Genomic DNA, 21,590 nt, shown 5'->3' with positions numbered 1-21,590 from the left:
TCCCACAAGGTTTTCGTCATTCAAATCCTTTGGCTAATGCTCTTGGCAAAGACAAGCCCGGCTTCAGCCAATGAGATCGGCACCTGTCGTCAGGACAATTTTTCCAACGTGTGTGCCGGAATCAATCAGCTCGTGAGCGCCGCGCGCATCGCCGCAATGATTGCTTGCATCGCCTGCGCGTTCGAAGATCACGCGACCTACATAAACTTCAATTTGTAGAGAGACTATCCTGTTTGGGCATAAAGAAACGGGCAAATAGTTCGGATTGTGATTTGATATTTAATTTGGCGTAAATATTGCGGCGGTGCACTTTTATCGTTTCTGTCGACAGGGAGAGTTTTCCGGCTATCTCTTTATTGGAGAAACCGCTCAGTAGCAATTTGAGTACGTCACTTTCGCGCGTTGTTATTTGTGTTCCCAGCTGGATAACCGTTTCTGGCCAAACAGGTGGCTCGGTGAGATTTTTTTCTACGTCAATCTCAAAGCACATGCGCTGGTGCATCAATGCAATTACCCATGGCTTGATGATGTCAAGTATTGTTATTTGTTCTTGATTGAAGTGGATGTTGCTACCAAAGGATATACATAACGTTCTGTCGGCGTCGAGCTGGACATTGTACTGCGCTTCATCTACAGAAATGTACTGTGCGAAATATTGATGGTAGTACTCGGTTTTAAGAAAGTACTCCGGCGCAATATCCAGCAGGTGAAAGAAGCCGCTCTGTGGGTTTTCTCGATTGGCTATGTAAAATGGATCCAGCAGATAAAGCCCCTTCACATAGCGATGAACGAATGCGTCTAGCTCTTCTGTATCGGCTACTTCGGGGAGGCTAATAACTTGTACTTGTCGATTGCTGAAAATCAATACAACCCAGTTATCGATCTGCACATATTCATTTAATGTGCGAATGAGTGAACTCCAGAATTCTGGACGGTTCAACTGCATGATCAGCTTTCCAATCGATCGGTGCCAGGCCAGGCTATGAAGGTCGAGTGGCATTTTCTACCCCTTTAGGGTTAGGGATTCGTCGGTCAGAGGTAAGTATTCGTAGGTATTTACTATTCGCTAATGCCCGGTATATTCACTATTCAGGGCTTGGGATGGCCATGAGGGCACATCGTCTTGACAAGGATAGTTGCATGAGAAAATCACCTTTGCGAAGCATTTTTTCAGCCTCGCTTCTCTGTGTAGGGATAAGCACATCTGTGGGGGCTGTAGAGCCTGGGATGTATCTGTATAACTGGTTCGGGTTACTTGCACCGGAGACCCCAAAGGAGTTTGAGCAGGAAACCGGCACCCGCATTCATATGGATGCGTTCGACAGTGCCGAAATCATGCAGAGTAAAGTAATGGCTGGGCGCACGGGGTATGACGTGGTTGTGGCTACCTCCAATGTGTTGCCAAGCCTGATCCAGGCGGGAGTACTTCAGCCGCTGGATCGTAATCAACTGAGTAATTTGTCACATATCGATCCTGATATCTTGTCCCAGGTCGCGGTCAATGATCCTGGCAATCGCTACGCTGTGCCCTATTTATGGGGCACCACCGGCATTGGCTATGACGTTGATAAAGTCAAGGCGGCATTGGGTGAAAATGCTCCGGTGAATAGCTGGGACCTGATCTTCAAAGAAGAAAACATCAGCAAGCTCCAGTCGTGTGGTGTGGCAATGCTTGACTCTCCCAGTGAGATCATTTCGATTGCTTTGCATTACCTTGGGCTCCCTAGCAACAGTAGGAACCCGGATGATTACCAGAAAGCACAAGCCCTGCTGTTGAAAATCCGTCCCTACGTCCTCTATTTCGACTCATCCAGAATCGACTCTGACCTGGCGGATGGCAATATTTGTGCAGTTGTGGGATGGGCTAATGGCGCCCTTGCTGCGCAGGCCATAAACGAGAAGACCCACACTGGACGCAAGATTGCCTACAGCCTTCCTCGCGAGGGCGCGCTGGTATGGTCGGAAAATCTGGTTCTGCTAAAAAACGCACCTCACCCGAAGGAAGGGTTGGCGTTTATTAATTATATGTTGCGACCAGAAGTTATTGCCAAGACCTCAAACCACACTCTGTACCCTAACGCTAATAAAGATGCCACTGAGTTTGTCGAGCGGAAGCTGGCAGATAATCCTTGGGTTTACCCGGATCAAAAGACGATTGCTACACTTATTCCACTTGAGCCACTGCCACTGCCATTGAAGTTGGAGCGTGTCCGCACCCGAGTTTGGAGCAAAGTGAAGACTGGCATTTGATCTGGCTGGAGTGTTGTCTTTATTGAAGAGTTGCTTCTGCTTCCTGCGATAGCCAGCGTTTATTTAAAATGCTGGTCATCACGTAGGGAGCAGGGGCTGCCTTTATCAGCCGACTTACTAAAGGGTTGTCACAGCAGTTCCAGGGAAGGAGAAAAGTCATGCGCCAAGGTGATTGCCAATGCTACGTGGAGTCGGACGAATACAAAGCCTACAAGGAAATTGAAGAACAGATCGCCCATTGCACGCCCGAACAAGCCTGGGCCATGTATTACGTCTCGGCCGGAGTGGTACGTCAAAACATCGCCCTGGCGGTGACGGAGCACATCGCCAGGGGTAACAAGGCACTGCTGGTTGAGTTTCCCGAACTTGCACCGGCTGCTACGGGTCATGTGTTGCCTGCGCGGTCTCTTGGCTGACTTGCATCAGCCCTGAAGGCGCCCGTTCTACAGGTATTGGCCAATCATTCACTGATCTAAATCGAAAGGCCAAACCGATAATCGTGCGCTGTCCCTTCTTGCCGAAAGGCATGTTCGATCGAGAAGCCACACCGTTCGAGTACTTTTGCCGAGCCGATATTGCCAGCGTATACGTTGGCAACCAGTTGTTTAAGGTTCCAATGCAGCTGTGCCTCCTGAATCAGATGCTTCACCGCCAGCGTTGCCAGTCCCTGTCCGCAAGCTCTTTGAGCAATCCGATAGCCGACTTCTGCCGAGCGCTCGGCTATGTCGATGCTTTTCAGGTTCGCTCGACCGACTATATTTCCGTCAGGATCTTCGATGACAAAAGGGTGCCAGGTTCCGGCGGCAAAATCGGATAAATAAGCCGTAATATGGTCGGTGACGCCCTGCACCGAGTAAAAAGCCGAATCGCGTGCGTCAATGTGGCGCTCAAACCAGTCGCGATTGTCCTGTTCAAACGTCAGTAATGCCTCAGCATCAGTACTTTGCAGGGTACGAATTCTGATGGGCTTCATAAGGTCGCTCCTTTTTCTGTCACCGAGGGCAACGCCTTCCGTGTGGTCGCCTGATCGTAAAGCGATGCAGCTTTACTGGCTACCCAAGCGCTTTGAGCAAACGCGGCTAGGCGCATTCACGCCGGCATAGTCGATCCTGTCGCCTACCGTACTTCCCGGAGCCTTTAGCCAGTGTCTGACATGTCGACCAACGCCGCCTATGCGAAACGCTTCAATGCCGTACTCGCCTACATCGACGCCAACCTCGAAGGTGTCCTTTCGGTGAAGGCGTTGAGCCGCGTGGCGAACTTTTCGGAGTTTCACTTCCATCGACAATTCACTGCGTTCGTGGGCGTGCCTGTCTCACGTTATGTGCAACTGATGCGGCTACGACGCGCGGCGCATCGCCTGGCCTCCGTCGCGGATCATTCGGTGCTGGACGCCGCACTCGGTGCGGGCTTTGAAAGTCCCGAGGCATTTTGCAGGGCGTTCAGGCGGGCGTTCGGTATGACGCCGAGTGCGTTCAGGAAGCAACCGAACTGGCAGGTCTGGGGGGCGGTGTTTGCAATTCCTCATTTTTCCAGGAGCATCATCATGCAGGTACGAATCGTAGAATTTTCTGAAGTCAGGGTCGCGGCGCTTGAACACCGTGGGCCAGCCGGGCTCGTCGATGAGAGCGTGCGCAAGTTCATCGAGTGGCGTATGCAGAGCGGACAGTCGCCGGTGGCATCGAGTCGGACTTTTGGCATTCCCTACGGCAACCCCGATACGACACCGCCGGAAGAATTCCGCTTCGCAATCTGCGGCGAGATTCACGAGGCAGTGGCGCCGAATGAGTTTGGCGTGCGCGAGATCGTCATTCCTGGCGGCCGCTGCGTGGTGGTGCGACACGTGGGCTCGACGGATCATATCGGCGAAACGATCTATCCGATTTACCGCGACTGGCTGCCTGGCAGCGGTGAGGAGCTCCGTGACCAACCGCTGTACTTCGATTACCTGAGTGCTTATCCCGAGACACCGCACGATCAGTGGCAGACCGATATTTATATTCCGTTGCAATAGCGGTTGTGGAGCACGTTGCTTTCGACCTGGAGCTGTCGTCGGCGAATGTCTGGTCAGGGTCGGTAGTGTTGAAAAAGTCGACTCTTCGGTAGGCAGCAGGGGCGATAGCCCCTTTGTGAAGATTTGCCGGCTCGGGAATGCCAAAACTGTCCTACAGTTTGTGGGGCGTCGCCATCCGATACGACGTCCCCCTTCCCACAAAACAAAAACAAGAGAATCGACTTATGACATTCGAGCCCCTTGCCAAATCGCTGATAGCGACAGCACTCGCTATTGGCTGCGCCTGCGCACAGGCCGCTTCGCAAGCCCCGGTCGCCGCCGAAAACGGCATGGTGGTCACCGCCCAGCGTCTGGCCACCCACGTTGGCGTCGACGTCCTCAAGGACGGCGGCAACGCAGTTGATGCAGCGGTCGCGGTCGGCTATGCGCTGGCGGTGGTTTACCCCGCGGCAGGCAACATCGGTGGCGGTGGGTTCATGACTATCCAGCTGGCCGATGGCCGCAAGACTTTCCTCGATTTCCGCGAGAAGGCGCCTTTGGCGGCCACCGCGAACATGTACCTCGACAAGGATGGCAACGTTGTCCCGGACCTGAGTTCGAAAGGACATCTGGCCGTCGGCGTGCCGGGAACGGTATCGGGGATGGAACTGGCGCTGAAAAAATACGGCACGATGAAGCGTGCCGATGTCATTGCCCCGGCCATCAAGTACGCCGAGGACGGCTTCGTGCTTGAGCAGGGCGATGTCGACCTGCTCGATACCGCCACCGACCAGTTCAAGAAAGATATTCACGACTCGGGCGCGATCTTCCTGAGCAATGGCGAGCCGCTTCAGGTGGGCCAGAAACTGGTGCAAAAAGACCTGGCCAAGACGCTGCGGGAAATTTCCAGCAAAGGTGCTGACGGCTTCTACAAGGGTTGGGTTGCCCAGGCCATCGTCGACTCAAGCAAGGCCGGCAAGGGCCTCATCACTCAGGCTGACCTCGACAAGTATCAGACCCGCGAGCTGGCGCCGATCGAGTGCGACTACCGTGGCTACCACGTCGTCTCTGCGCCACCGCCAAGTTCGGGCGGGGTGATTATTTGCGAGATCATGAACATCCTCGAAGGCTACCCGATGCCAAGCCTGGGCTTTCACTCGGCGCAGGGGCTGCACTATCAGATCGAGGCCATGCGCCACGCCTATGTCGACCGCAACAGCTATCTGGGCGACCCCGATTTCGTCAAGAACCCGATAGCCCATCTGCTGGACAAAGCGTATGCGGAAAAGCTACGTGGGGCCATCGACCCGCAAAAAGCCGGTATCTCTCGCGATATCAAACCTGGAGTAGCGCCACACGAGGGCAACAACACCACGCATTACTCGATCGTCGACAAGTGGGGTAACGCGGTCTCGGTGACCTATACCCTCAACGATTGGTTTGGGGCAGGGGTCATGGCCAGCAAGACCGGCATCATGCTCAACGACGAAATGGACGATTTCACCTCCAAGGTGGGCGTGCCCAATATGTACGGTCTGGTGCAAGGTGAAGCGAACGCGATCGCTCCAGGCAAAGCACCGCTGTCGTCGATGAGCCCGACCATCGTCACCAAGGACGGCAAGACAGTGATGGTCGTCGGCACGCCGGGAGGCAGCCGGATTATCACCGCGACCTTGCTGACCATCCTCAATGTGATCGACTACGGAATGAATATTCAGGAAGCGGTCGATGCGCCGCGATTCCACCAGCAGTGGTTGCCTGAAGAGACCAATCTCGAAGCCTTCGCGGTCAGCCCGGACACCCGGAAAATCCTCGAAAGCTGGGGGCAGAAGTTCATTGGTCCGCAGGACGCCAACCATCTTGCGGCGATATTGGTCGGCGCGCCGGCACTCGGCGCAAAACCGGTCGGCAAGAACCGCTTCTATGGTGCGAACGATCCGCGGCGTAACACCGGACTGTCGCTGGGTTATTGAGTGAGCGGCGGAGCCCTGTTTCAGGGCTCCGCTGAATGGCGGCTAACTCACCGCTTCGAAGCAACGCAAGCGGTCTTTGGTATGGAAGAAAGATGGCCAATAGCTTTCATTTCAGTCATTTGTACCGCTCGAAGGCGTTTATACTGCGCGGGCTTTTGATAAATGTGCGCTCAACCGCCTGGGTACTCACTTGAAACGCGACCTTCGACTTGCCACTTTGCTGACCTCCCTGGTGTGTGTATCCGTGGTGGTGCTGACTGCCTGGCAGATCTGGACAGCCCGTGAGAACACCCTGAGTGACATCGAAACCGACACGTTGAATTTGACCAATGCGCTCAACACGTACACCGAGGGCACGTTCAAGCAAAGTGAAGTGGTATTGCTGGGGCTGACCGACAGGATCGAGAAAGACGGCACCGGCCCGGAGCAGCTCGAGCGCCTGCGAGTACTGGTTGCTCAGGAGATGAAGGCGCTGACGCAATTGAACAGCGTGGCGCTGTATGACGCTCAGGGGAACTGGATATTCTCGACCAACAAGCATGTTTCACCCAACAGCAACCACGCTGATCGAGCGTTCTTCAAGCATCACCGCGACAATCCGGACCGCGGCATCTTCATCGGTCCGGCGATTCTCAGTCGTGCCACTGGCGTTTGGGTGATTTCGGTCAGTCGACGAATCGATCATCCGGATGGAAGTTTTGCCGGGGTGATCGCCGCCACCTTGAGTCTCGAGCACTTCCTCAAGCTCTATCGAACCATTCAAGTGGGGCAGTTCGGCGCGATTAGCCTGACTTCATCCGAAGGGCGTCTTCTGGTGAGGTATCCCTTCCAGGAGCAGGACATCGGGCGTGACCTATCACCGGCACCGATATTTTCCGAGTACCTGCGCAAGATGTCGTCAGGCACCGTGGATTTTGCTTCAAAAGTCGATGGTGTCCCTCGAATCTACGCGTTCACCAGAAGTGATCAATATCCCCTCGTCACGACGGTTGCGGTGGGCCAGGACGAGGCCATGCACGCGTGGTGGAGCCAGACCAGGCAATCGGTTGCGGTGGTGATGGTGTTGCTGGGACTCCTGATTACGCTTGGGCGTAGATTGATTGCCGACATCAGTCATCGTATTCGGGCAGAGGCAGAGCTGCGAACCACCCAGACTACGCTGATCGAGCTTAACCAGACGCTGGAAGTTCTGGCCAGCGAGGACAAGCTGACCGGTCTTGCCAATCGCCGGCACTTCGATCAGTTTCTGGACATCGAATTCAAGCGCGCCAAGCGCCTGCGAAGTCCTCTGTCGCTGATCCTGATCGATGTGGATTTTTTCAAGCGTTACAACGATCACTATGGGCATCTCGCCGGCGACGAATGCCTGCGCATCATCAGCCAGTCGATCAAGCAGTGCGTGCGCCGTCCAGCTGACATGACCGCCCGCTACGGCGGTGAAGAAATCGCTGTGGTGATGCCCAACACAGACGAGTCGGGCGCCCGTTCGGTTGCCGAGGCCATTCTCCTGGGCATTGCTCACGCGCGACTTGAACACCTGTCGAGCCCTTTCGGTAGCGTGACCGCCAGCCTGGGACTGGCGACTTTTACCACCTACGATAGCGACCATGATGAAAAGTCGCTGATCGATCTGGCCGACCGCGCACTGTATTTGGCAAAGTCCCAGGGCAGAAATCGCTTGAGTGTCGCCGCCGTTGGTCTGCAAGGTGAATCTGCTTAATCCGCGATGGCGCTGGTGCAGTGCTAGCGTTTTTCAAACCAGCCATGATTGCGGTACCAGGCCAGCGTATCGGTAAGGGTCTGTTCGACAGGGCGAAACCGCAGGCCAAGCTCCTGTTCGCTCTTCTGAGGGTTGAAATGCGTGCGCCCGGCTTCACGCACCATCAAGCGCACGGTCGCCTTGCTCAGCAGAATCGGCTTGCCGGTCAGGCGCGCATAGAGCTCTTGCGTAAAAGCCAGCGCGTGCAGTAGTGACAGCGGCAATTGTCGTAGCGGCGTCTTGACGCCCGCGATCTTGCCCAGCAAGGGCACCAACTCAGCCATCGTCATGTGGCGTCCCGCGGCCAGGTAGCGTTCGCCACGTCGCCCATGCTGCGCTGCGGCGATTTGCGCCAATGCCACATCGCGGGCATCGACGACAGAAAAACTGCCGGGAACCAGGCCGGGCAGCTTATTGCGCACGACGTCGTTGAGTAATTGCCCCGAGGAAGTCGGGCCAATATCGGCAGGGCCCCACATCCAGCCAGGCAGGACCATGCAGGCATCCAGGTCGGGATGATCTTCCAGGAACGACAACACGACACGGTCGGCGAGGATCTTGCTGCGATAGTAGTCATCCGCATCGGCTTCGTTGCGCAGGCACGTCTCATCGATCGATGTGCCGGGAGCACCATCGAGCACGGCAATCGAAGAGGTGTGGATGAAGCGGCGGACACCGGTAGCGTAGGCGTGCTCAAGCAGACGCTGTGTGCCTGTCACGTTGATCCTTTCGAGTTCCTCCCAGTGGCTGCCGCCCTTGTAGTTGTCGCGAAAGAACGCTGCCGTGTGAAACACCGTATCGCAGCCTTGCATCGACGCGGCGAAGGCATCGACATCGGCCATGTCACCCACGACCAGTCTCACGCCCTGAAGATCTTTGAACTGTTGTTCGCCTTTGGCTCTTGAACGAACCAGGGCCTTGACCTCGTAGCCATCGGCGACCAGTTCACGCACAAGGTTGTTGCCCAGCAAACCGGTTGCGCCGGTGACGAATGTACTGCGCATGTTTCATCCCTTCATTGACTAAGGCGGATAGATATACCGTTGCCGTCACTCCCGAAAAACAGCGACTGCTGCATAATGGTTTTGCACATTTGCAAAGCAGCGGGCATGTACATGAGTTCAGAAGCGAATTGGGACGATCTGCGTCTGTTGTTGGCAGTCTCGCGAAGGGGCAGCTTTCTTCAGGCTGGCCAATTGCTGGGTATCGCGGCGTCGACGGTGTCCCGACGGATCACTCAGCTTGAGAGTTCACTCGGCGAGCCACTCGTCGAGCGCGGAGTTGAAGGATGCTGGTTGACCTCGCGGGGCCAATCCCTTGTTGAAGTTGCCCTGGCCGCGGAGGAGGGCTTGAGGCGTCAGGCCGCTGCCGGCGCGTCGGTATTACCAACGGAGCTTTGCGGCAGTGTCCTGGTCAGTGTCGGCGAAGGATTTTCGTCTTGTGTGCTGGAGGCCTCGCATCGCTTTACGTCTGCGCATCCGCGTTGCTCGGTGGAATTGCTGGTCACCGCCGACTTTCACAAGATCGTCCGCGGCGTAGCGGATATCGCTATCCGCACAGCGCACCTGGGCGAGCCGTCGCTGGTTTATCGCCCCATGGGCAAGCTCGCTTATGCTGTCTTCGCCGATGCGGCTTATCTGAAGCGCTTTCCAGCGGCGGCTCCAGCCACCGCGGTGAATATCGCCTTGCTCCCGCCGCTGGACATGTTGCCGCAAATGCGTGCGGCACGGGCCGCGGGGCTGGAACGTGCGCAGATCAGAGTGAATTCGTTCGCAGCACAGATCGAAGCGGTAAGGCGAGGGATGGGGGTTGCCGTGTTGCCGCGCATTTTGGCAAAGGACCTGATCGCCGTGTTTCCGGATATCCAGCTGCCGGATATGGAGGTCTATCTGGTGACCCGGCCTCAAGCATTGAAACAGGCCCACATCAAAAGTTTTTTTGCCATTTTGGAACAAGTGCTGCGCGAAGCCCTTTGTGTCGAACGCGTCGAACAGTGAGAAAATTTTGCGTCTTCGTCGATTTGGCAGACCTGAGGTAGAATGTCGCGCTATGGACGCTCTTTTGTTCATTTCTGCGTCCGATAATTTAAAAACAGAATTAGTGTCACCCAAGTAGCTGAAGCCAATGACTAATAAGAAGTCAGCGCGGGAGGGGCCTAAACGTGAGACCGATAGTGTCTGTCGGTCTTATATGTCCACCCATCAGTCTTTCTGAGTACGGTGTTCGACGGCATGCGGCATTGCATGCGGTGAGCCCGGGCAGCTCATGATCAAGAGTGGTGGATGGATGGCGTTCTATCCTAGGTATTACTGAATGTTAAAAAAAGTGAACACGGGGCTACTCGGCTTGGCCATGTCGATGGTCCTTATGCCCTTGCACGCAGCTGAGACAAAGAAAGTCGATGTGCTCCTCATTGGCGGGGGCATCATGAGTTCGACCTTGGGTGTCTATCTCAATGAACTCGAGCCTGGCATGTCCATGGAGATGGTTGAACGTCTCGATGGCGTCGCCGAGGAAAGCTCGAACGGCTGGAACAACGCCGGGACCGGTCACTCTGCCTTGGCCGAGTTGAACTACACGCCAGAAGACAAGAATGGCAAGGTCGAGATTCCGAAAGCCGTTGAAATTAATGAAGGCTTCCAGATCACGCGTCAATTCTGGGCCTGGCAGGTCAAGAATGGTGTCTTGAAGAACCCCCATTCGTTCATCAACTCCACTCCGCACATGAGCTTTGTGTGGGGCGATGACAACATCAAGTTCTTGAAGAAGCGCTACGAAGCCCTTCAGGCGAGCCCGCTGTTCGCCGGCATGCAGTACTCGGAAGACCCGGCGCAGATCAAGAAATGGGTCCCGCTGATGATGGAAGGCCGTGACCCTAATCAAAAGGTTGCGGCGACCTGGACTCCGATTGGTACGGACGTGAACTTCGGCGAGATTACCCGCCAGTTCGTCGGCTATCTGCAAACCAAGCCGAACTTCTCGCTGAAGCTTTCGAGCGAAGTGGAAGATATCAAGCGCAATGAAGATGGCAGCTGGCGCGTTTCCTACAAGAACCTGAAAGACGGTACGGAAACCCAGACCGACGCCAAGTTCGTGTTCATCGGCGCGGGCGGTGGTGCACTGCATCTGCTGCAGAAGTCGGGCATCCCTGAAGCACAAGAGTATGCAGGTTTCCCTGTCGGCGGCTCGTTCCTGGTGACCGATAACCCGGCAATCGCTGAACAGCACATGGCGAAGGCCTACGGCAAGGCGTCGGTTGGTGCACCGCCAATGTCGGTTCCGCACCTGGATACCCGCGTGCTGGATGGTAAGCGTGTCATCCTGTTTGGCCCATTCGCGACCTTCTCCACGAAGTTCCTGAAAGAAGGTTCCTACTTTGACCTGCTGACCAGCACGACCACGCACAACTTCTGGCCTATGACCAAGGTGGGCATCGAGCAGTACCCACTGGTTGAATACCTGGCCGGCCAGCTGATGCTGTCGGACGAAGACCGCATGAATGCCCTGAAGGAATACTTCCCGAACGCCAAGAAGGAAGACTGGCGCCTGTGGCAAGCCGGCCAGCGCGTTCAGATCATCAAGCGTGATGAAGAGAAGGGTGGCGTCCTGAAACTGGGCACCGAGCTTGTCAGCTCCCAGGACGGCAGCATTGCCGGTCTGCTGGGCGCATCGCCAGGTGCGTCCACCGCGGCTCCGATCATGCTGGGCGTGCTTGAGAAGATCTTCAAGGACAAGGTCGCGACCCCTGCCTGGCAGGAAAAGCTGCACCAGATCATCCCGAGCTACGGTACCAAGCTGAACGACAGTCCTGAGCGTGTTTACCAGGAATGGACCTACACCAGTCAAGTCCTGCAACTTGACCCACCCCCTGTGATTGGCAAGGCAGCAGCTGCGCAAACAGCCGCTCCTGCTCAAGCGCAACCACAGAAAGAAAGCAATCCAGCGACTGATATGGCCCTGTAAAACGAAGCCCCGCCAAACACTGTTTGGCGGGGCTTGCGTGCTGGACCGATCAGAAACGATAAAGCCCGGACTCGTGCCGGGCTTTATCGTTTCTGGAATTTGTTCCGGACAAAAAAGAGCCTCAAAGCTCTTTGATGGGGAGGAAGTAGAGCCCAGAGGCTCAAGATGCACATGAAGCAAGTGGTGAGCTTGGTAGGGGTTCAGATCACTCATCACCTACGCACCTGTTGGAGCATTTAACAGGTGCGCAGAACTATCCTAGGAAGGTGGGAGCGTGCGCTCAAGTACCGTTAGTCGAGTGTCGCCGGGGCTTGTACCGGGGCGTCAAGTGATGTCCGGTGCCTGGAGAAACCGTTTGGGGATGGCTTCCACAAACGGGTAGAGCGAAAAGTACGGCCGGGCTTCGTCGATGACTCGCTGGACCGACGGTCTGCGCGTCAACCGGTCGAAATAGGCACTCAAATGCTTGAATTCGCTCGGGAACGGCACGAGCGTGCTGGCATAGAAAAGCGCCGGGGTTGCGGCGCAATCGGCCAGGCTGAAGTCTTGACCGGCCATCCAGATTCGCGACGCCATTCGATGGTCGAGCATGGCGTAGGCCGTCTCCAGCATGGACCGTTGTTTGCTCAAATCAGCGTTGGTGCTGTGCAGGCGATCACTGACAATCTGTTGCAGCGGCCCCTGCACATAGTTGTCGAAAAAGCGGTCCCAGAGACGCACCTCCAGTGCGGTCTCCCAATCGTTCGGAATCAACCGTTGCACACCCGGATAGTAGTGATCCAGGTACTCGATGATGATCGTGGCCTCTGGCAGGGCGCGCTGGCGCAGGTGGTCACTGATGACCGGGAACTTGACCAGTGGCCAGAGGGATTGAAGCTCCGCACGGTCTGCATCGTCTCCCAGGTTGATGATCCGCTTTTCGAATTCGGTAGCGTTTTCGTAAAGCGCGATCAGCACTTTGTGGCAGTACGACGACAGCGGATGGTAGTAAAGAGTCAGCGACATCTTTCAACTCCTCAGTGGTATTGCCCCTCATCATAGTCGCTGGAATGACGGCTCGAAGGGGAACACTGGTCGCCACGACAGAACCGGCAGTTGAGTGGGTTGAGCGAGGCGGGCGACAGGCTTCGATAGACGCGTTAGAACTGCGGGGCTCATCAATATGAGCCCCGCAGACGATTCTGAATCCCCCGTCAAGCCTTCTGCATCAAGCGCGTCGGGCTTCTAGCGGCGGCGTGCCATCGTGAAACATGGTCTTCAGTTGAGCGCGCAGCTCTGGCGAATCGACATGCTTGTGAACACTGACCGCATGCTGCGCGGCGGCATCCAGCAATTCTTTTTCGGAATCGGCGGACAGTGCGACAGAACACTTGATTCCGCTTGGAAATTCACGGCAATCGATATATTTACGCGACATGATGTTCTCCTTCATACGAAGGCAGGCCTGCGCCTGCGTGAACGGACCGCTCGACACGTCACGCAGCCCATCGAACACGAATGCGCGTCGCATCGAGTGTGGTAATCCACACAGTATAGGTCGATCGCCGGATCGCCAAAGTACTTACGGCGTACCGAACATCGCCGTCCAGTAAATGCCCGCATCACTCTTCGGATCAACCGCATACGCCGCGCCCAGCTCGCGGAACTGCGGGTTCATCAGGTTGGCGCAGTGACCGGGGCTGGCCAGCCAGCCATCGATCACTTTGCGCACGGTGTCTTGCCCGGCGGCGATGTTCTCGCCGATCTGCTGGCCGGCATAGCCTGCCAGTTCGGCCCGATCCCCTGGTGTGCGGCCATCGCGGCCCTTGTGGTCGAAGAAGTTTTGATTGGCCATGGCCTGGGTGTGCGCCTGGGCGGCTGTCGCCAGCGTGGCGTTCCAGGCCAGCGGTTGGGTGGCGGCAAAGGATTGAGCGCCGCACTGGCGCGTTTGCTTGCGGGCGCTGTTGATCATCTCGAGCAGCTTCTGTCCCTCGGCCTGCCAGTCGCCCAGGCGGCCGACCAACAATGGGCGCGCGAGCACAATGCGCCACGTAGTTCCTTCGTGGCTCACGCCGATATCGACGAATTGCGGGTCCAGCACAACCTGGCAAAAGCTCTCCCGTACAGCCTTCATGGCCGATGGCGCATCTCGCGGGCCGGACAACGTGATCGCCTGTACGCTGACCATCGGATAGGCCGTACGCGTCAGCGCCTGCTGCAGGTCGCCGATATTGTTGCCGGGCAGGATCAGGCGCGGATCGGCCGCCAGCGGTGGCAGCTCTTGAGACACCAGGCTGGCGCAGCGCTGAACCTGGCTGCGGTAGGTGTTGATCGACTCGACCAGCTGCGATTCTTCGGTTGCCACGGCAGTGGCGGCGAACACCAGCCCCAGCGACAACGTGGCAAGACGCATAACGGATGACAGGACGCGCATGAAACTCTCCCTTGAGCTGACTGCGTCCATGATGCGCGAATTAGCCCCACCCAGCGCAATGCCTTTTTAGGCTGGAGCTGATTTTGTTTTTCGCGTCATGAGACGTCCCCAGGCAGTGTAGAGCGCATTGCCAGAGCACGGCTTCCCTGCGCGATAACGAGCGCAGCGGCGATCAGCGCCAGGGCGACGGCGAAGGTGATCCGCATACCGCTGGCAACGGCCTCGGGACGCGCCGCGGTGATGCCGTTTGTCGCCGATGCGAGCACGAACACTGCACCCAACGCGGACGCGCCAGTGATCAGCCCCAGATTTCTCGACAGGTTGAGCATGCCGGAGATCACGCCGCGCTGGTCCGGGCGAATATCGCTCATGACCGCAGTGTTGTTGGCCGTCTGGAACAAGGCGTAGCCGATGGTGATGACAACCATCGGGGCGATGTAGCCGAGGATCCCGAGCGTCTCCGGTATCAGCGAGAGCATGAAGCAACCGCTCGCCACTGCGATGAGCCCAAAGACGGTCATGCGTTGCGCGCCAAAACGGTCCGTAAGACGACCTGCGGGCACCCCGGTCAGCGCCGCGAAAATCGGCCCGACCGACAAGGCCAGCCCGACAAAAGCGGCGTTAAGCCCTAGGGCATGCGAGAGATAAAACGGTCCGACCACCAGCGTCGCCATCATTACCGTCGAGACGAGCGCGCTCATGGCGAGGCTCCCGCTCAGCACGGGATCGCGGAACATCGCCAATCGAATCAACGGTGAGGCAACTCGCGCTTCGGCGAGCACGAAGAGGCCGACGCCGAAGGCTGCCGCCACCAGCAGGGCCACATTGAGTGGATCGAAACTGCCGCGCCCAATCGTCATGGCCAGCGCATAAGCCGCGAGCGTCAGCGTCAGCAGCAATGTGCCCAACGGGTCGAAGCCGGCGCGCTCGGGCTTCGGCGCTTGGCGATCGGCGGGCAGGTAACGATGCGCGAGCAGAAACGTCAGGATGCCCAACGGTACGCTAATCAGAAAGATCGCCTGCCAGCCAAGGCCGGCGATCAGCACGCCGCCGAGCGACGGCCCCAGCGCGGTGCCAATCGCAGACATCGTCCCGAGCAAGCCCATGGCGCTACCGGTCTTTGCCTTCGAAACCGTCTCGCCGACAAAGGCCATGGTCAGGGCCATCATGATGGCCGCGCCGAGACCTTGCAGCGCCCGGGCGGCAATCAACAGCCAGAGCGTGGGCGCGACGCTGCACAGGGCCGAGGCCAGCGTGAACAAGAAAATGCCGGCCAGTAGCAGCCGTCGACGGCCGGTGATGTCGCCGAGGCGTCCGACGCTGACGATCAGGGTGGTGATGGCGAGGAGGTAAGCGAGGACGATCCACTGGACTTCCTGGAAGGAGGCGTTGAACGCCTGTGCCAACGTCGGCAAGCCGACATTGGCGATGCTGGTGCCGAGCGAGGACAGCAACATGGATAACGAAAGGCTGGCGAGCGCCCACCGAACCGAAGGTACTCGTGGTGCGCTGCCGGCGACGGCCTCATCTCGTGCTGCACTGATTGGCTTCATCATGTTCCCTTTGTTTGGCGACTTCCGAAACGGAGCTGTCAGAAATCTACGCTGGCGCATAACATGGCGGAAGACGCAGCATTTGCACTTTATCCGTGCGTTTGACGCCTTGTCACCCTCACGCCATTCCAGGGGCGATCCATGTCGACACCTGATCTCAACTTGCTGGTCACCCTTGATGTGCTGCTCGCAGAGGGCAGCGTGGCGCGCGCCGCAAAGCGCTTGCGGCTTAGCCCGTCGGCGATGAGCCGGGCACTGGCGCGACTGCGTGAAACGACAGGCGATCCGCTGTTGGTCAGGGCCGGACGCGGCCTTGTGCCCACGCCGAGAGCGCTCGAACTGCGCGAGCAGGTCAGTCAGCTGGTGCAGGATGCGGAGGCGGTTCTGCGTCCGGCCGAAACGCTCGATCTCAAACAGTTGGTCCGCACGTTCACGCTGCGCACCAGTGAAGGTTTTGTGGAGAGTTTCGGCGCACAACTGATTGCACGCGTCGGCGAGGAAGCCCCCGGCGTGCGGCTGCGGTTCGTGCAGAAGCCCGATAAAGACAGCACGCCACTTCGCGACGGGAGCGTCGATCTGGAAACGGGTGTGGTGGGGAAGAGTGAAGGCCCTGAGGTGCGTACGCAGGCACTGTTCAGGGACCGTTTCATTGGCGTTGTGCGAAAGGGGCATCCGCTAAGCCAGGGTGAAATCACGCCCGCCCGTTACGCGGCGGGCAGGCACATTTACGTTTCCCGGCGGGGGCTCGACAAGGGGCCTATCGACGAGGCCCTGAAATCGCTGGAGCTTGCACGGGAAGTGGTGACCATCGTCGCCGGCTTTTCGACCGCGCTGGCGCTCGCCCGGGCCAGCGACCTGATCACCAGCGTTCCGCAGCGGCACACCGAAAACCTGCGCGTCGGCATGCACAGCTTTGCGCTTCCATTCAGCCTGCCGACGTTCACCGTCTCAATGCTCTGGCATCCACGGCTGGATGCCGACCTGGCACATCGGTGGTTGCGTGGCTGCCTTCGGGAGGTGTGCGCGCAGCCAAGCAATGAGGGCGCTGTGGACGTGAGCGCGGTTGAAGAGGGGACCGGTCTTGCACCAGCGGATACGAAAAAGCCCGCACAAGGCGGGCTTTGAAAATCGAGTAGGTGGCCGGCGCTGGTCCCCGGCTTACAAGGTTTATCAGGCCTCTCACAGAATCGCACGGGAACAAAAATATGCTTTTCTGCTTCACACGGCATAAGGGCTGGATCTCAGCGCGGAGATCTTTCTAACCGTGTACCCTTCGGAACGCGCCCCACGTTTCCTTGCTATCCTCTTGCGCATCAGTCTGCGTCTTCACCTACAGTTTCAGAATAGCAAAAACTCCAAAGCGCTGGCCGGGCTTTTTTAGACCGATTGTGCTCAAGGAGGAGAGCGGCAGGATGGAAAAATGCTATCGCCAGCCAGCCCCCTGAAGCGTCAGCGACAAATACTGTCCGCCAGTCTCCTGGCCTGCTGAGTCGCGGCCTCACGCGCGCCGCGATCAACGTCTTCGCCCAGGATGGTTTTCTCCACGATCACCGAATGCACATCGGTCACGCCGACAAATTTCAGCCAGGCTTCAACATAGGGCTTCTGAAAGTCGAAGCGCGTTGCCGGCGTGATCGACTGCGCCGAAAAATCCAGACCACGGGCATACATCACCACAGCGGTTTTGTTGAGCAGCATGCCTTCAAGGCCGCGCTCCGCATCAAAGCTGAACAGGATGTCTTTCTGCGACACCAGGTCGATGAAGTGCTTGAGTTTGTACGGGATGCTGAAGTTCCACAGCGGTACGGACAGCACTAGCACATCCGAGCGGTGCAGGTGATCTGCCAACTCTTTCAACGTGTTCCAGGCGTCTTGTTGTGTGGCGGTCAAGGGCGTGCCATTGAGCCCGGCGTATTTGGCCTCCATTGCCAGATCATCGAATTCCGGTAACGCCATGTTCCAAAGATCGAGCGTGATGATTTCGGTGTCTGGGGCGTGTTCTTGATAACGCGCAATAAAGCTGCGGGCGACTTCGAGGGAGGCCGAACGCTGCTTGCGTGGAGAACATTCAATATGCAGAAGAGTAGTCATGGCACGCCTTGAGTGGTGGGGGCAGGTGGCGCATTGCAACATAGCTGGATTTGAAATATAAATCGTAAATACATACGCCATTGATCACGAATAAAACTATGTTCGATACGCTGCTGCTCAAGACATTTGTCACTGTCGTCGATGAAGAAGGCTTCAGCCGTGCAGCCCAGAAGCTGCACCTCACTCAGTCTGCGGTCAGTGGCCACGTGCGGCGATTGGAAGAGCAGATTGGTAAACCGCTGTTGACGCGTACCACCCGCTCCCAGCAATTGACTCCCGATGGCGAACGCCTGGTTTCTTATGCGCGCACGATCCTTGTGCTGAACCGTGATGCCTGGGCAGAACTGACGCGCACGCCGTTTCACGGACGGCTGCGGATCGGGGTGTCCGAGGATTTTGTCGAATCGCGGTTATTGCGTACTTTTCAGGATTTCGCGGCGCAGTACCCAGGGATGGAGATCGACGTGCAGGTGGGTATTCCTGGCACGTTGCTGAACCTGATGAAGCAAGGCCATCTGGAACTGGTCATCGGCTCTTTATGCGAAACCAGCGAAGCGGGGCTGTTGCTGTGGCAAGAACCGCTGGTGTGGGCCTGGTCGGCGCAACCGGTTACCCGGTTACCGGCGCCGTTGCCGCTGGCCCTGTTTCCCGAGCCGTGCCCTTATCGAGAGATAGCACTGACGCGGCTGGCCCAGGCGGGGATCGCCCAACGCACGGCGATGTTATGCAGCAGCGCTGCCGGGTTGCGTGCGGCGGCGCTTGCAGGCTTCGCAGTCGCACCCATGCCACTCAGCCAGTTGGGGCAAGGACTGGTGTCGCTTGGGGCCGAACAAGGGTTACCGGATTTGCCGGATGTGCAATTTCGGTTGTTCACCTCTCCTGAAGCGGATCAGGCGATTGCGGCAGCGATCACTCAGCTCATTGTGGAGTATTGCTCCACGCGGAGGGCTTGAGCGTCTTCATGAAGGGCCGTTGTCGACCGGTTGAATCCACAACCCAAAGCGGTCATTCGCGACAGGCAGTAATCGGCCAAAAGCGGCCGATTGGGGAGCAGCTATACTCCGGTTGCAGCACGCCATCCGCTTACCCCTGAGCCCAATGCTTTTCTTTTTTTCAATTGGTTAGAAGCGTCAGGCGCCTGCTACGGGGGATTTAAAGGGGCCTGATCACAGTTGCATGCCTTTCAGCGGTCGTTCTTCGAACAGGACTCACTTCGAATATCCGGCTCGGCCAGTCGAAGCTGGTTATGAAAACCGAGAATAAGCAGGGAGCATGTTATGGCTATCACCCTCATTTTGGGCTGCGATCAAGATGACTTCAACGCACGGCATGATGGCTCCTGCGAGGGCATTTCCTTTTATTTCTGCATGCGCGCGCTCGACCTGGGTCCGGTACCAGGACTTGCCGACCTGTTGCAACAGCGGAATATCGGTCGGAAGGTTGAGCGAATCATGGCTCTGCAGGACCAGATCTGTGATGGCCTCATTAGTTCCGGCACCTATGAAACCGGCATTGACGGCCAGCCGATCAGCGACCCCAGAGGTGGCAACCTTCCCGGCATTCGCAACCAGGGCAAGGCCATCCAGGAGTTTCATAACCTGTACTCACAGGAGGCACAGACCCTGGGTTGCAAGTCGATTGGAACCTTGTCTTCCTTCTTCGAGGGAGGCTTCGTCCAGTTGCTGACGCACACCATCGAGCTGTTGGTTCGCAGCAGGCGTGGCGCGGCCCTGATCGCCATGCAAAGCGCTACGCCCCACTCTGTGGCGCTTGCCTATGACGGTAGCGATCTCTATTTCTTCGATCCCAATTCTGGCGTTCACACATTGACGAACCTCGTCTCGGCAGCTACGGAACTGGATAGCCACCTGACGACCCGCTATGCAGTCCCCTCCTGCGTTCACGCCAATATGTTCAAGTTGAACCACTGAACGGGTCATGCGCACGTCCTGCTGTCGACGAACTTCCGAGTGAAAGGTTGGGGATAGTTCCATTTGATGGGCAAACTGGCCGCTCCTGGCCGATTTCTGCCTGTCACCACCGGTTGAATCCACAGCCAGAAGCGGTCAGTGGTGGAACTGAACAACCGGCAGCACAACCCTCATATAAAAAGAATATGCACGCCAGAAATCAGCGACGTGATTGGTATTTCTCACAATACTGCCCCGCTATTTTTTGCGCTGCCGCCAGTTGGGATTTGGATAGTTTTAGAGCTTAGCGAAATGGATAGAAGCGGATTACGCCTGAATGATAGCGTTCTGCAATTGATCTTATCTGATGCCTGGAGCCAGGGGCGAGTAGCCAAATCTAAAGTGGCAAGCATGTAAGTGTCGACGGCTCTGGCTGTAGCTTTAAAAAATAGGCAGAGTCGTCCGTTTTTGGGTCGATTTCGGTCAGTCGCGACAGGCGGCTCCCGGCCGAAAGCCCTCATCCATAATGCACGCGGCTGACTGCGTCAGAGTGTTTGGATGCGCTATTGGGGCAAGCCATTGCTCACGTTGAAGTCAAACGTATTCCCAGGGAGCGGATACCCAGTAATGCGACCGCTGTATGACGTTTTGTCAGTCAATCTGTATCTAACGTTCCCCCTTTGACCGCCCTACTATCACGGCCTTGGTCTTTGCGGTTCCCTATGCGTATGACGCGCTGCGCCTCGGCGGCGCACGCTATCTGCTCTACCTTGCCTGGCAAGCGGTCAAACCCAACACGCTGACCACGGCAGCATGCTGGCGCAATCCATCGTGCTTGGCTTTACGCAGATCGCCATTAGCGTGAGCGTCAACGCGCTGATTGCCGTCATGGCTGGCTCCATCGCGACATTTCTCGCCAGCAGGCCCCTGTGCATCGCGCCAGGCGCGCTAGAAAAAGATCCGAGCGGGTTATCGAAAGCCCCTGACCAACCACCCTGAACGGTAAGGACATGAAATGTTGCGCATATTGGGTAAGGCATCGTCGATCAATGTACGAAAGGTACTCTGGGCATGCGCCGAGATCGAAATCCCCTTTGAGCGGGAGGATTGGGGTTCTGGCTTCAAGTCGACGCGCACGCCCAAATTCATTTCGCTGAACCCCAACGCAATGGTGCCGGTGATTCTGGACGACGACTTCGTGCTCTGGGAGTCAAACTCGATCATTCGGTACTTGGCGTCTCGCTATAACGGAGGTCATTTTTACCCGGTCCAACCAAGAGCAAGAGCGCGGGTGGACCAATGGATAGACTGGCAAGCGTCGGACCTCAACAAATCGTGGACGTATGCCTTCATGTCGTTGGTCAGGCATTCGCCTGAACATAAGGACAGCAGAGCCTTGGCAGCCGCTTGCAGCCTGTGGTCAAGGCACATGGAGATCCTGAATCGACAACTCGAATCAACAGGAGCCTACGTCTGTGAAGACGGGTTTTCTCTCGCAGACATACCGATAGGCCTGTCGGTTAACCGGTGGTTTGAAACACCGCTCGATCATCCAGACTTTCCTGCCGTAAGTGCCTATTACGAACGGTTGAGTCGTCGACCTGGCTACCTCCTGCATGGAAGAAACGGGACTCCGTAAAAGTTCAGCATGGTGTCAGGCGGCGCCAGGGACATTTGTTCCCATG

At 57.0% G+C, this 21,590-nt stretch carries 20 protein-coding genes and 1 pseudogene; 13 read left to right on the top strand and 8 right to left on the bottom strand.

What is annotated here, in order from left to right; translation table 11 throughout:
• Window positions 1–208: 208 nt before the first annotated feature.
• Entirely contained in the window at window positions 209–1,000 is a 792-nt protein-coding gene (locus tag BK658_RS19860) for a response regulator transcription factor (protein ID WP_123583758.1), read from the bottom strand.
• A gap of 140 nt (window positions 1,001–1,140) precedes the next feature.
• Between BK658_RS19860 and BK658_RS19855 the strand changes: the two genes are divergently transcribed.
• Window positions 1,141–2,250, top strand: a complete 1,110-nt coding sequence (locus tag BK658_RS19855) for an extracellular solute-binding protein (protein WP_123583757.1) — start codon at window positions 1,141–1,143, stop codon at window positions 2,248–2,250.
• 158 nt (window positions 2,251–2,408) lie between these two features.
• The gene (locus tag BK658_RS19850; RefSeq protein WP_123583756.1) at window positions 2,409–2,666 is read left to right on the top strand and encodes a hypothetical protein; all 258 of its coding nucleotides are present in this window, start codon (window positions 2,409–2,411) and stop codon (window positions 2,664–2,666) included.
• A gap of 56 nt (window positions 2,667–2,722) precedes the next feature.
• Here BK658_RS19850 and BK658_RS19845 read toward each other — a convergent pair whose 3' ends face one another.
• Window positions 2,723–3,223 (bottom strand): GNAT family N-acetyltransferase, encoded by a 501-nt coding sequence (locus tag BK658_RS19845; RefSeq protein WP_123583755.1) that lies wholly within the window; start codon window positions 3,221–3,223, stop codon window positions 2,723–2,725.
• A gap of 171 nt (window positions 3,224–3,394) precedes the next feature.
• On the opposite strand from BK658_RS19845, the gene BK658_RS19840 reads away from it, so the two are divergent.
• The 3 genes from BK658_RS19840 (at window position 3,395) to BK658_RS19830 (ending at window position 7,936) form a co-directional block, all read left to right on the top strand.
• On the top strand, window positions 3,395–4,264 hold the full coding sequence (locus BK658_RS19840; RefSeq protein WP_123583754.1) for an AraC family transcriptional regulator: 870 nt from the start codon (window positions 3,395–3,397) through the stop codon (window positions 4,262–4,264).
• A gap of 224 nt (window positions 4,265–4,488) precedes the next feature.
• A complete protein-coding gene (ggt, locus tag BK658_RS19835) occupies window positions 4,489–6,216 on the top strand; it encodes a gamma-glutamyltransferase (protein ID WP_123583753.1) in 1,728 nt (575 codons plus the stop codon).
• A 190-nt stretch (window positions 6,217–6,406) separates the two neighbouring features.
• Window positions 6,407–7,936 (top strand): sensor domain-containing diguanylate cyclase, encoded by a 1,530-nt coding sequence (locus BK658_RS19830; RefSeq protein WP_185019863.1) that lies wholly within the window; start codon window positions 6,407–6,409, stop codon window positions 7,934–7,936.
• A 23-nt stretch (window positions 7,937–7,959) separates the two neighbouring features.
• On the opposite strand, the gene BK658_RS19825 is transcribed toward BK658_RS19830, so the two are convergent.
• Window positions 7,960–8,979, bottom strand: a complete 1,020-nt coding sequence (locus BK658_RS19825) for an SDR family oxidoreductase (RefSeq protein WP_123583751.1) — start codon at window positions 8,977–8,979, stop codon at window positions 7,960–7,962.
• A 111-nt stretch (window positions 8,980–9,090) separates the two neighbouring features.
• Here BK658_RS19825 and BK658_RS19820 point away from each other — a divergent pair, with 111 nt between their 5' ends.
• Complete coding sequence (locus tag BK658_RS19820; protein ID WP_123583796.1) at window positions 9,091–9,972, top strand: LysR family transcriptional regulator; 882 nt, start codon at window positions 9,091–9,093, stop codon at window positions 9,970–9,972.
• Between the two features lie 316 nt (window positions 9,973–10,288).
• Window positions 10,289–11,938 carry a malate dehydrogenase (quinone) gene (mqo, locus tag BK658_RS19815; protein ID WP_123583750.1) on the top strand — a complete coding sequence of 550 codons (1,650 nt, stop codon included), beginning with the start codon at window positions 10,289–10,291 and terminating at the stop codon, window positions 11,936–11,938.
• 324 nt (window positions 11,939–12,262) lie between these two features.
• On the opposite strand, the gene BK658_RS19810 is transcribed toward mqo, so the two are convergent.
• From BK658_RS19810 to BK658_RS19795, 4 genes are all read right to left on the bottom strand, one after another.
• Window positions 12,263–12,943 (bottom strand): glutathione S-transferase family protein, encoded by a 681-nt coding sequence (locus BK658_RS19810; RefSeq protein ID WP_123583749.1) that lies wholly within the window; start codon window positions 12,941–12,943, stop codon window positions 12,263–12,265.
• Between the two features lie 202 nt (window positions 12,944–13,145).
• Window positions 13,146–13,355 (bottom strand): DUF1059 domain-containing protein, encoded by a 210-nt coding sequence (locus BK658_RS19805; protein WP_054598376.1) that lies wholly within the window; start codon window positions 13,353–13,355, stop codon window positions 13,146–13,148.
• Between the two features lie 144 nt (window positions 13,356–13,499).
• Window positions 13,500–14,351 (bottom strand): CAP domain-containing protein, encoded by an 852-nt coding sequence (locus BK658_RS19800; protein WP_123583748.1) that lies wholly within the window; start codon window positions 14,349–14,351, stop codon window positions 13,500–13,502.
• A gap of 95 nt (window positions 14,352–14,446) precedes the next feature.
• Window positions 14,447–15,904, bottom strand: coding sequence for an MFS transporter (locus BK658_RS19795; RefSeq protein ID WP_221178614.1), 1,458 nt, complete (start codon window positions 15,902–15,904; stop codon window positions 14,447–14,449).
• Between the two features lie 141 nt (window positions 15,905–16,045).
• Between BK658_RS19795 and BK658_RS19790 the strand changes: the two genes are divergently transcribed.
• On the top strand, window positions 16,046–17,029 hold the full coding sequence (locus BK658_RS19790; protein WP_123583746.1) for a LysR family transcriptional regulator: 984 nt from the start codon (window positions 16,046–16,048) through the stop codon (window positions 17,027–17,029).
• A gap of 324 nt (window positions 17,030–17,353) precedes the next feature.
• Here the strand turns inward: BK658_RS19790 and BK658_RS19785 are convergent, their stop codons facing one another.
• A complete protein-coding gene (locus BK658_RS19785; RefSeq protein WP_123583745.1) occupies window positions 17,354–17,995 on the bottom strand; it encodes an FMN-dependent NADH-azoreductase in 642 nt (213 codons plus the stop codon).
• 98 nt (window positions 17,996–18,093) lie between these two features.
• On the opposite strand from BK658_RS19785, the gene BK658_RS19780 reads away from it, so the two are divergent.
• The 5 genes and pseudogenes from BK658_RS19780 to BK658_RS19765 all read left to right on the top strand — a co-directional run bounded on the left by BK658_RS19780 (window position 18,094) and on the right by BK658_RS19765 (window position 21,544).
• Window positions 18,094–18,948 carry a LysR substrate-binding domain-containing protein gene (locus BK658_RS19780; protein ID WP_123583744.1) on the top strand — a complete coding sequence of 285 codons (855 nt, stop codon included), beginning with the start codon at window positions 18,094–18,096 and terminating at the stop codon, window positions 18,946–18,948.
• 324 nt (window positions 18,949–19,272) lie between these two features.
• Window positions 19,273–19,926, top strand: coding sequence for a hypothetical protein (locus BK658_RS19775; RefSeq protein WP_123583743.1), 654 nt, complete (start codon window positions 19,273–19,275; stop codon window positions 19,924–19,926).
• A 141-nt stretch (window positions 19,927–20,067) separates the two neighbouring features.
• Window positions 20,068–20,322: a hypothetical protein gene (locus BK658_RS29845; protein ID WP_148049734.1), complete on the top strand. Its 255-nt coding sequence runs from the start codon at window positions 20,068–20,070 to the stop codon at window positions 20,320–20,322.
• 277 nt (window positions 20,323–20,599) lie between these two features.
• Window positions 20,600–20,835 (top strand): annotated as a pseudogene (locus BK658_RS19770) (LysE family translocator); the annotation flags it as partial.
• An 85-nt stretch (window positions 20,836–20,920) separates the two neighbouring features.
• On the top strand, window positions 20,921–21,544 hold the full coding sequence (locus BK658_RS19765; RefSeq protein ID WP_123583742.1) for a glutathione S-transferase family protein: 624 nt from the start codon (window positions 20,921–20,923) through the stop codon (window positions 21,542–21,544).
• Window positions 21,545–21,590 lie beyond the last annotated feature (46 nt).

The sequence above is a fragment of the Pseudomonas brassicacearum genome, from assembly GCF_003732175.1.
Lineage (GTDB): Bacteria > Pseudomonadota > Gammaproteobacteria > Pseudomonadales > Pseudomonadaceae > Aquipseudomonas > Aquipseudomonas brassicacearum_G.
The sequence above is the reverse complement of the archived record's forward strand: the minus strand, read 5'-3'. Positions and strand labels throughout refer to the sequence as shown.

Coding starts and splice junctions, on each gene's coding strand:
- BK658_RS19860 (WP_123583758.1), bottom strand. CDS start 1,000: ATGCCACTCGACCTTCATAGCCTGGCCTGGCACCGATCGATTGGAAAG.
- BK658_RS19855 (WP_123583757.1), top strand. CDS start 1,141: ATGAGAAAATCACCTTTGCGAAGCATTTTTTCAGCCTCGCTTCTCTGT.
- BK658_RS19850 (WP_123583756.1), top strand. CDS start 2,409: ATGCGCCAAGGTGATTGCCAATGCTACGTGGAGTCGGACGAATACAAA.
- BK658_RS19845 (WP_123583755.1), bottom strand. CDS start 3,223: ATGAAGCCCATCAGAATTCGTACCCTGCAAAGTACTGATGCTGAGGCA.
- ggt (WP_123583753.1), top strand. CDS start 4,489: ATGACATTCGAGCCCCTTGCCAAATCGCTGATAGCGACAGCACTCGCT.
- BK658_RS19825 (WP_123583751.1), bottom strand. CDS start 8,979: ATGCGCAGTACATTCGTCACCGGCGCAACCGGTTTGCTGGGCAACAAC.
- BK658_RS19820 (WP_123583796.1), top strand. CDS start 9,091: ATGAGTTCAGAAGCGAATTGGGACGATCTGCGTCTGTTGTTGGCAGTC.
- mqo (WP_123583750.1), top strand. CDS start 10,289: ATGTTAAAAAAAGTGAACACGGGGCTACTCGGCTTGGCCATGTCGATG.
- BK658_RS19810 (WP_123583749.1), bottom strand. CDS start 12,943: ATGTCGCTGACTCTTTACTACCATCCGCTGTCGTCGTACTGCCACAAA.
- BK658_RS19805 (WP_054598376.1), bottom strand. CDS start 13,355: ATGTCGCGTAAATATATCGATTGCCGTGAATTTCCAAGCGGAATCAAG.
- BK658_RS19800 (WP_123583748.1), bottom strand. CDS start 14,351: ATGCGCGTCCTGTCATCCGTTATGCGTCTTGCCACGTTGTCGCTGGGG.
- BK658_RS19795 (WP_221178614.1), bottom strand. CDS start 15,904: ATGAAGCCAATCAGTGCAGCACGAGATGAGGCCGTCGCCGGCAGCGCA.
- BK658_RS19790 (WP_123583746.1), top strand. CDS start 16,046: ATGTCGACACCTGATCTCAACTTGCTGGTCACCCTTGATGTGCTGCTC.
- BK658_RS19785 (WP_123583745.1), bottom strand. CDS start 17,995: ATGACTACTCTTCTGCATATTGAATGTTCTCCACGCAAGCAGCGTTCG.
- BK658_RS19780 (WP_123583744.1), top strand. CDS start 18,094: ATGTTCGATACGCTGCTGCTCAAGACATTTGTCACTGTCGTCGATGAA.
- BK658_RS19775 (WP_123583743.1), top strand. CDS start 19,273: ATGGCTATCACCCTCATTTTGGGCTGCGATCAAGATGACTTCAACGCA.
- BK658_RS19765 (WP_123583742.1), top strand. CDS start 20,921: ATGTTGCGCATATTGGGTAAGGCATCGTCGATCAATGTACGAAAGGTA.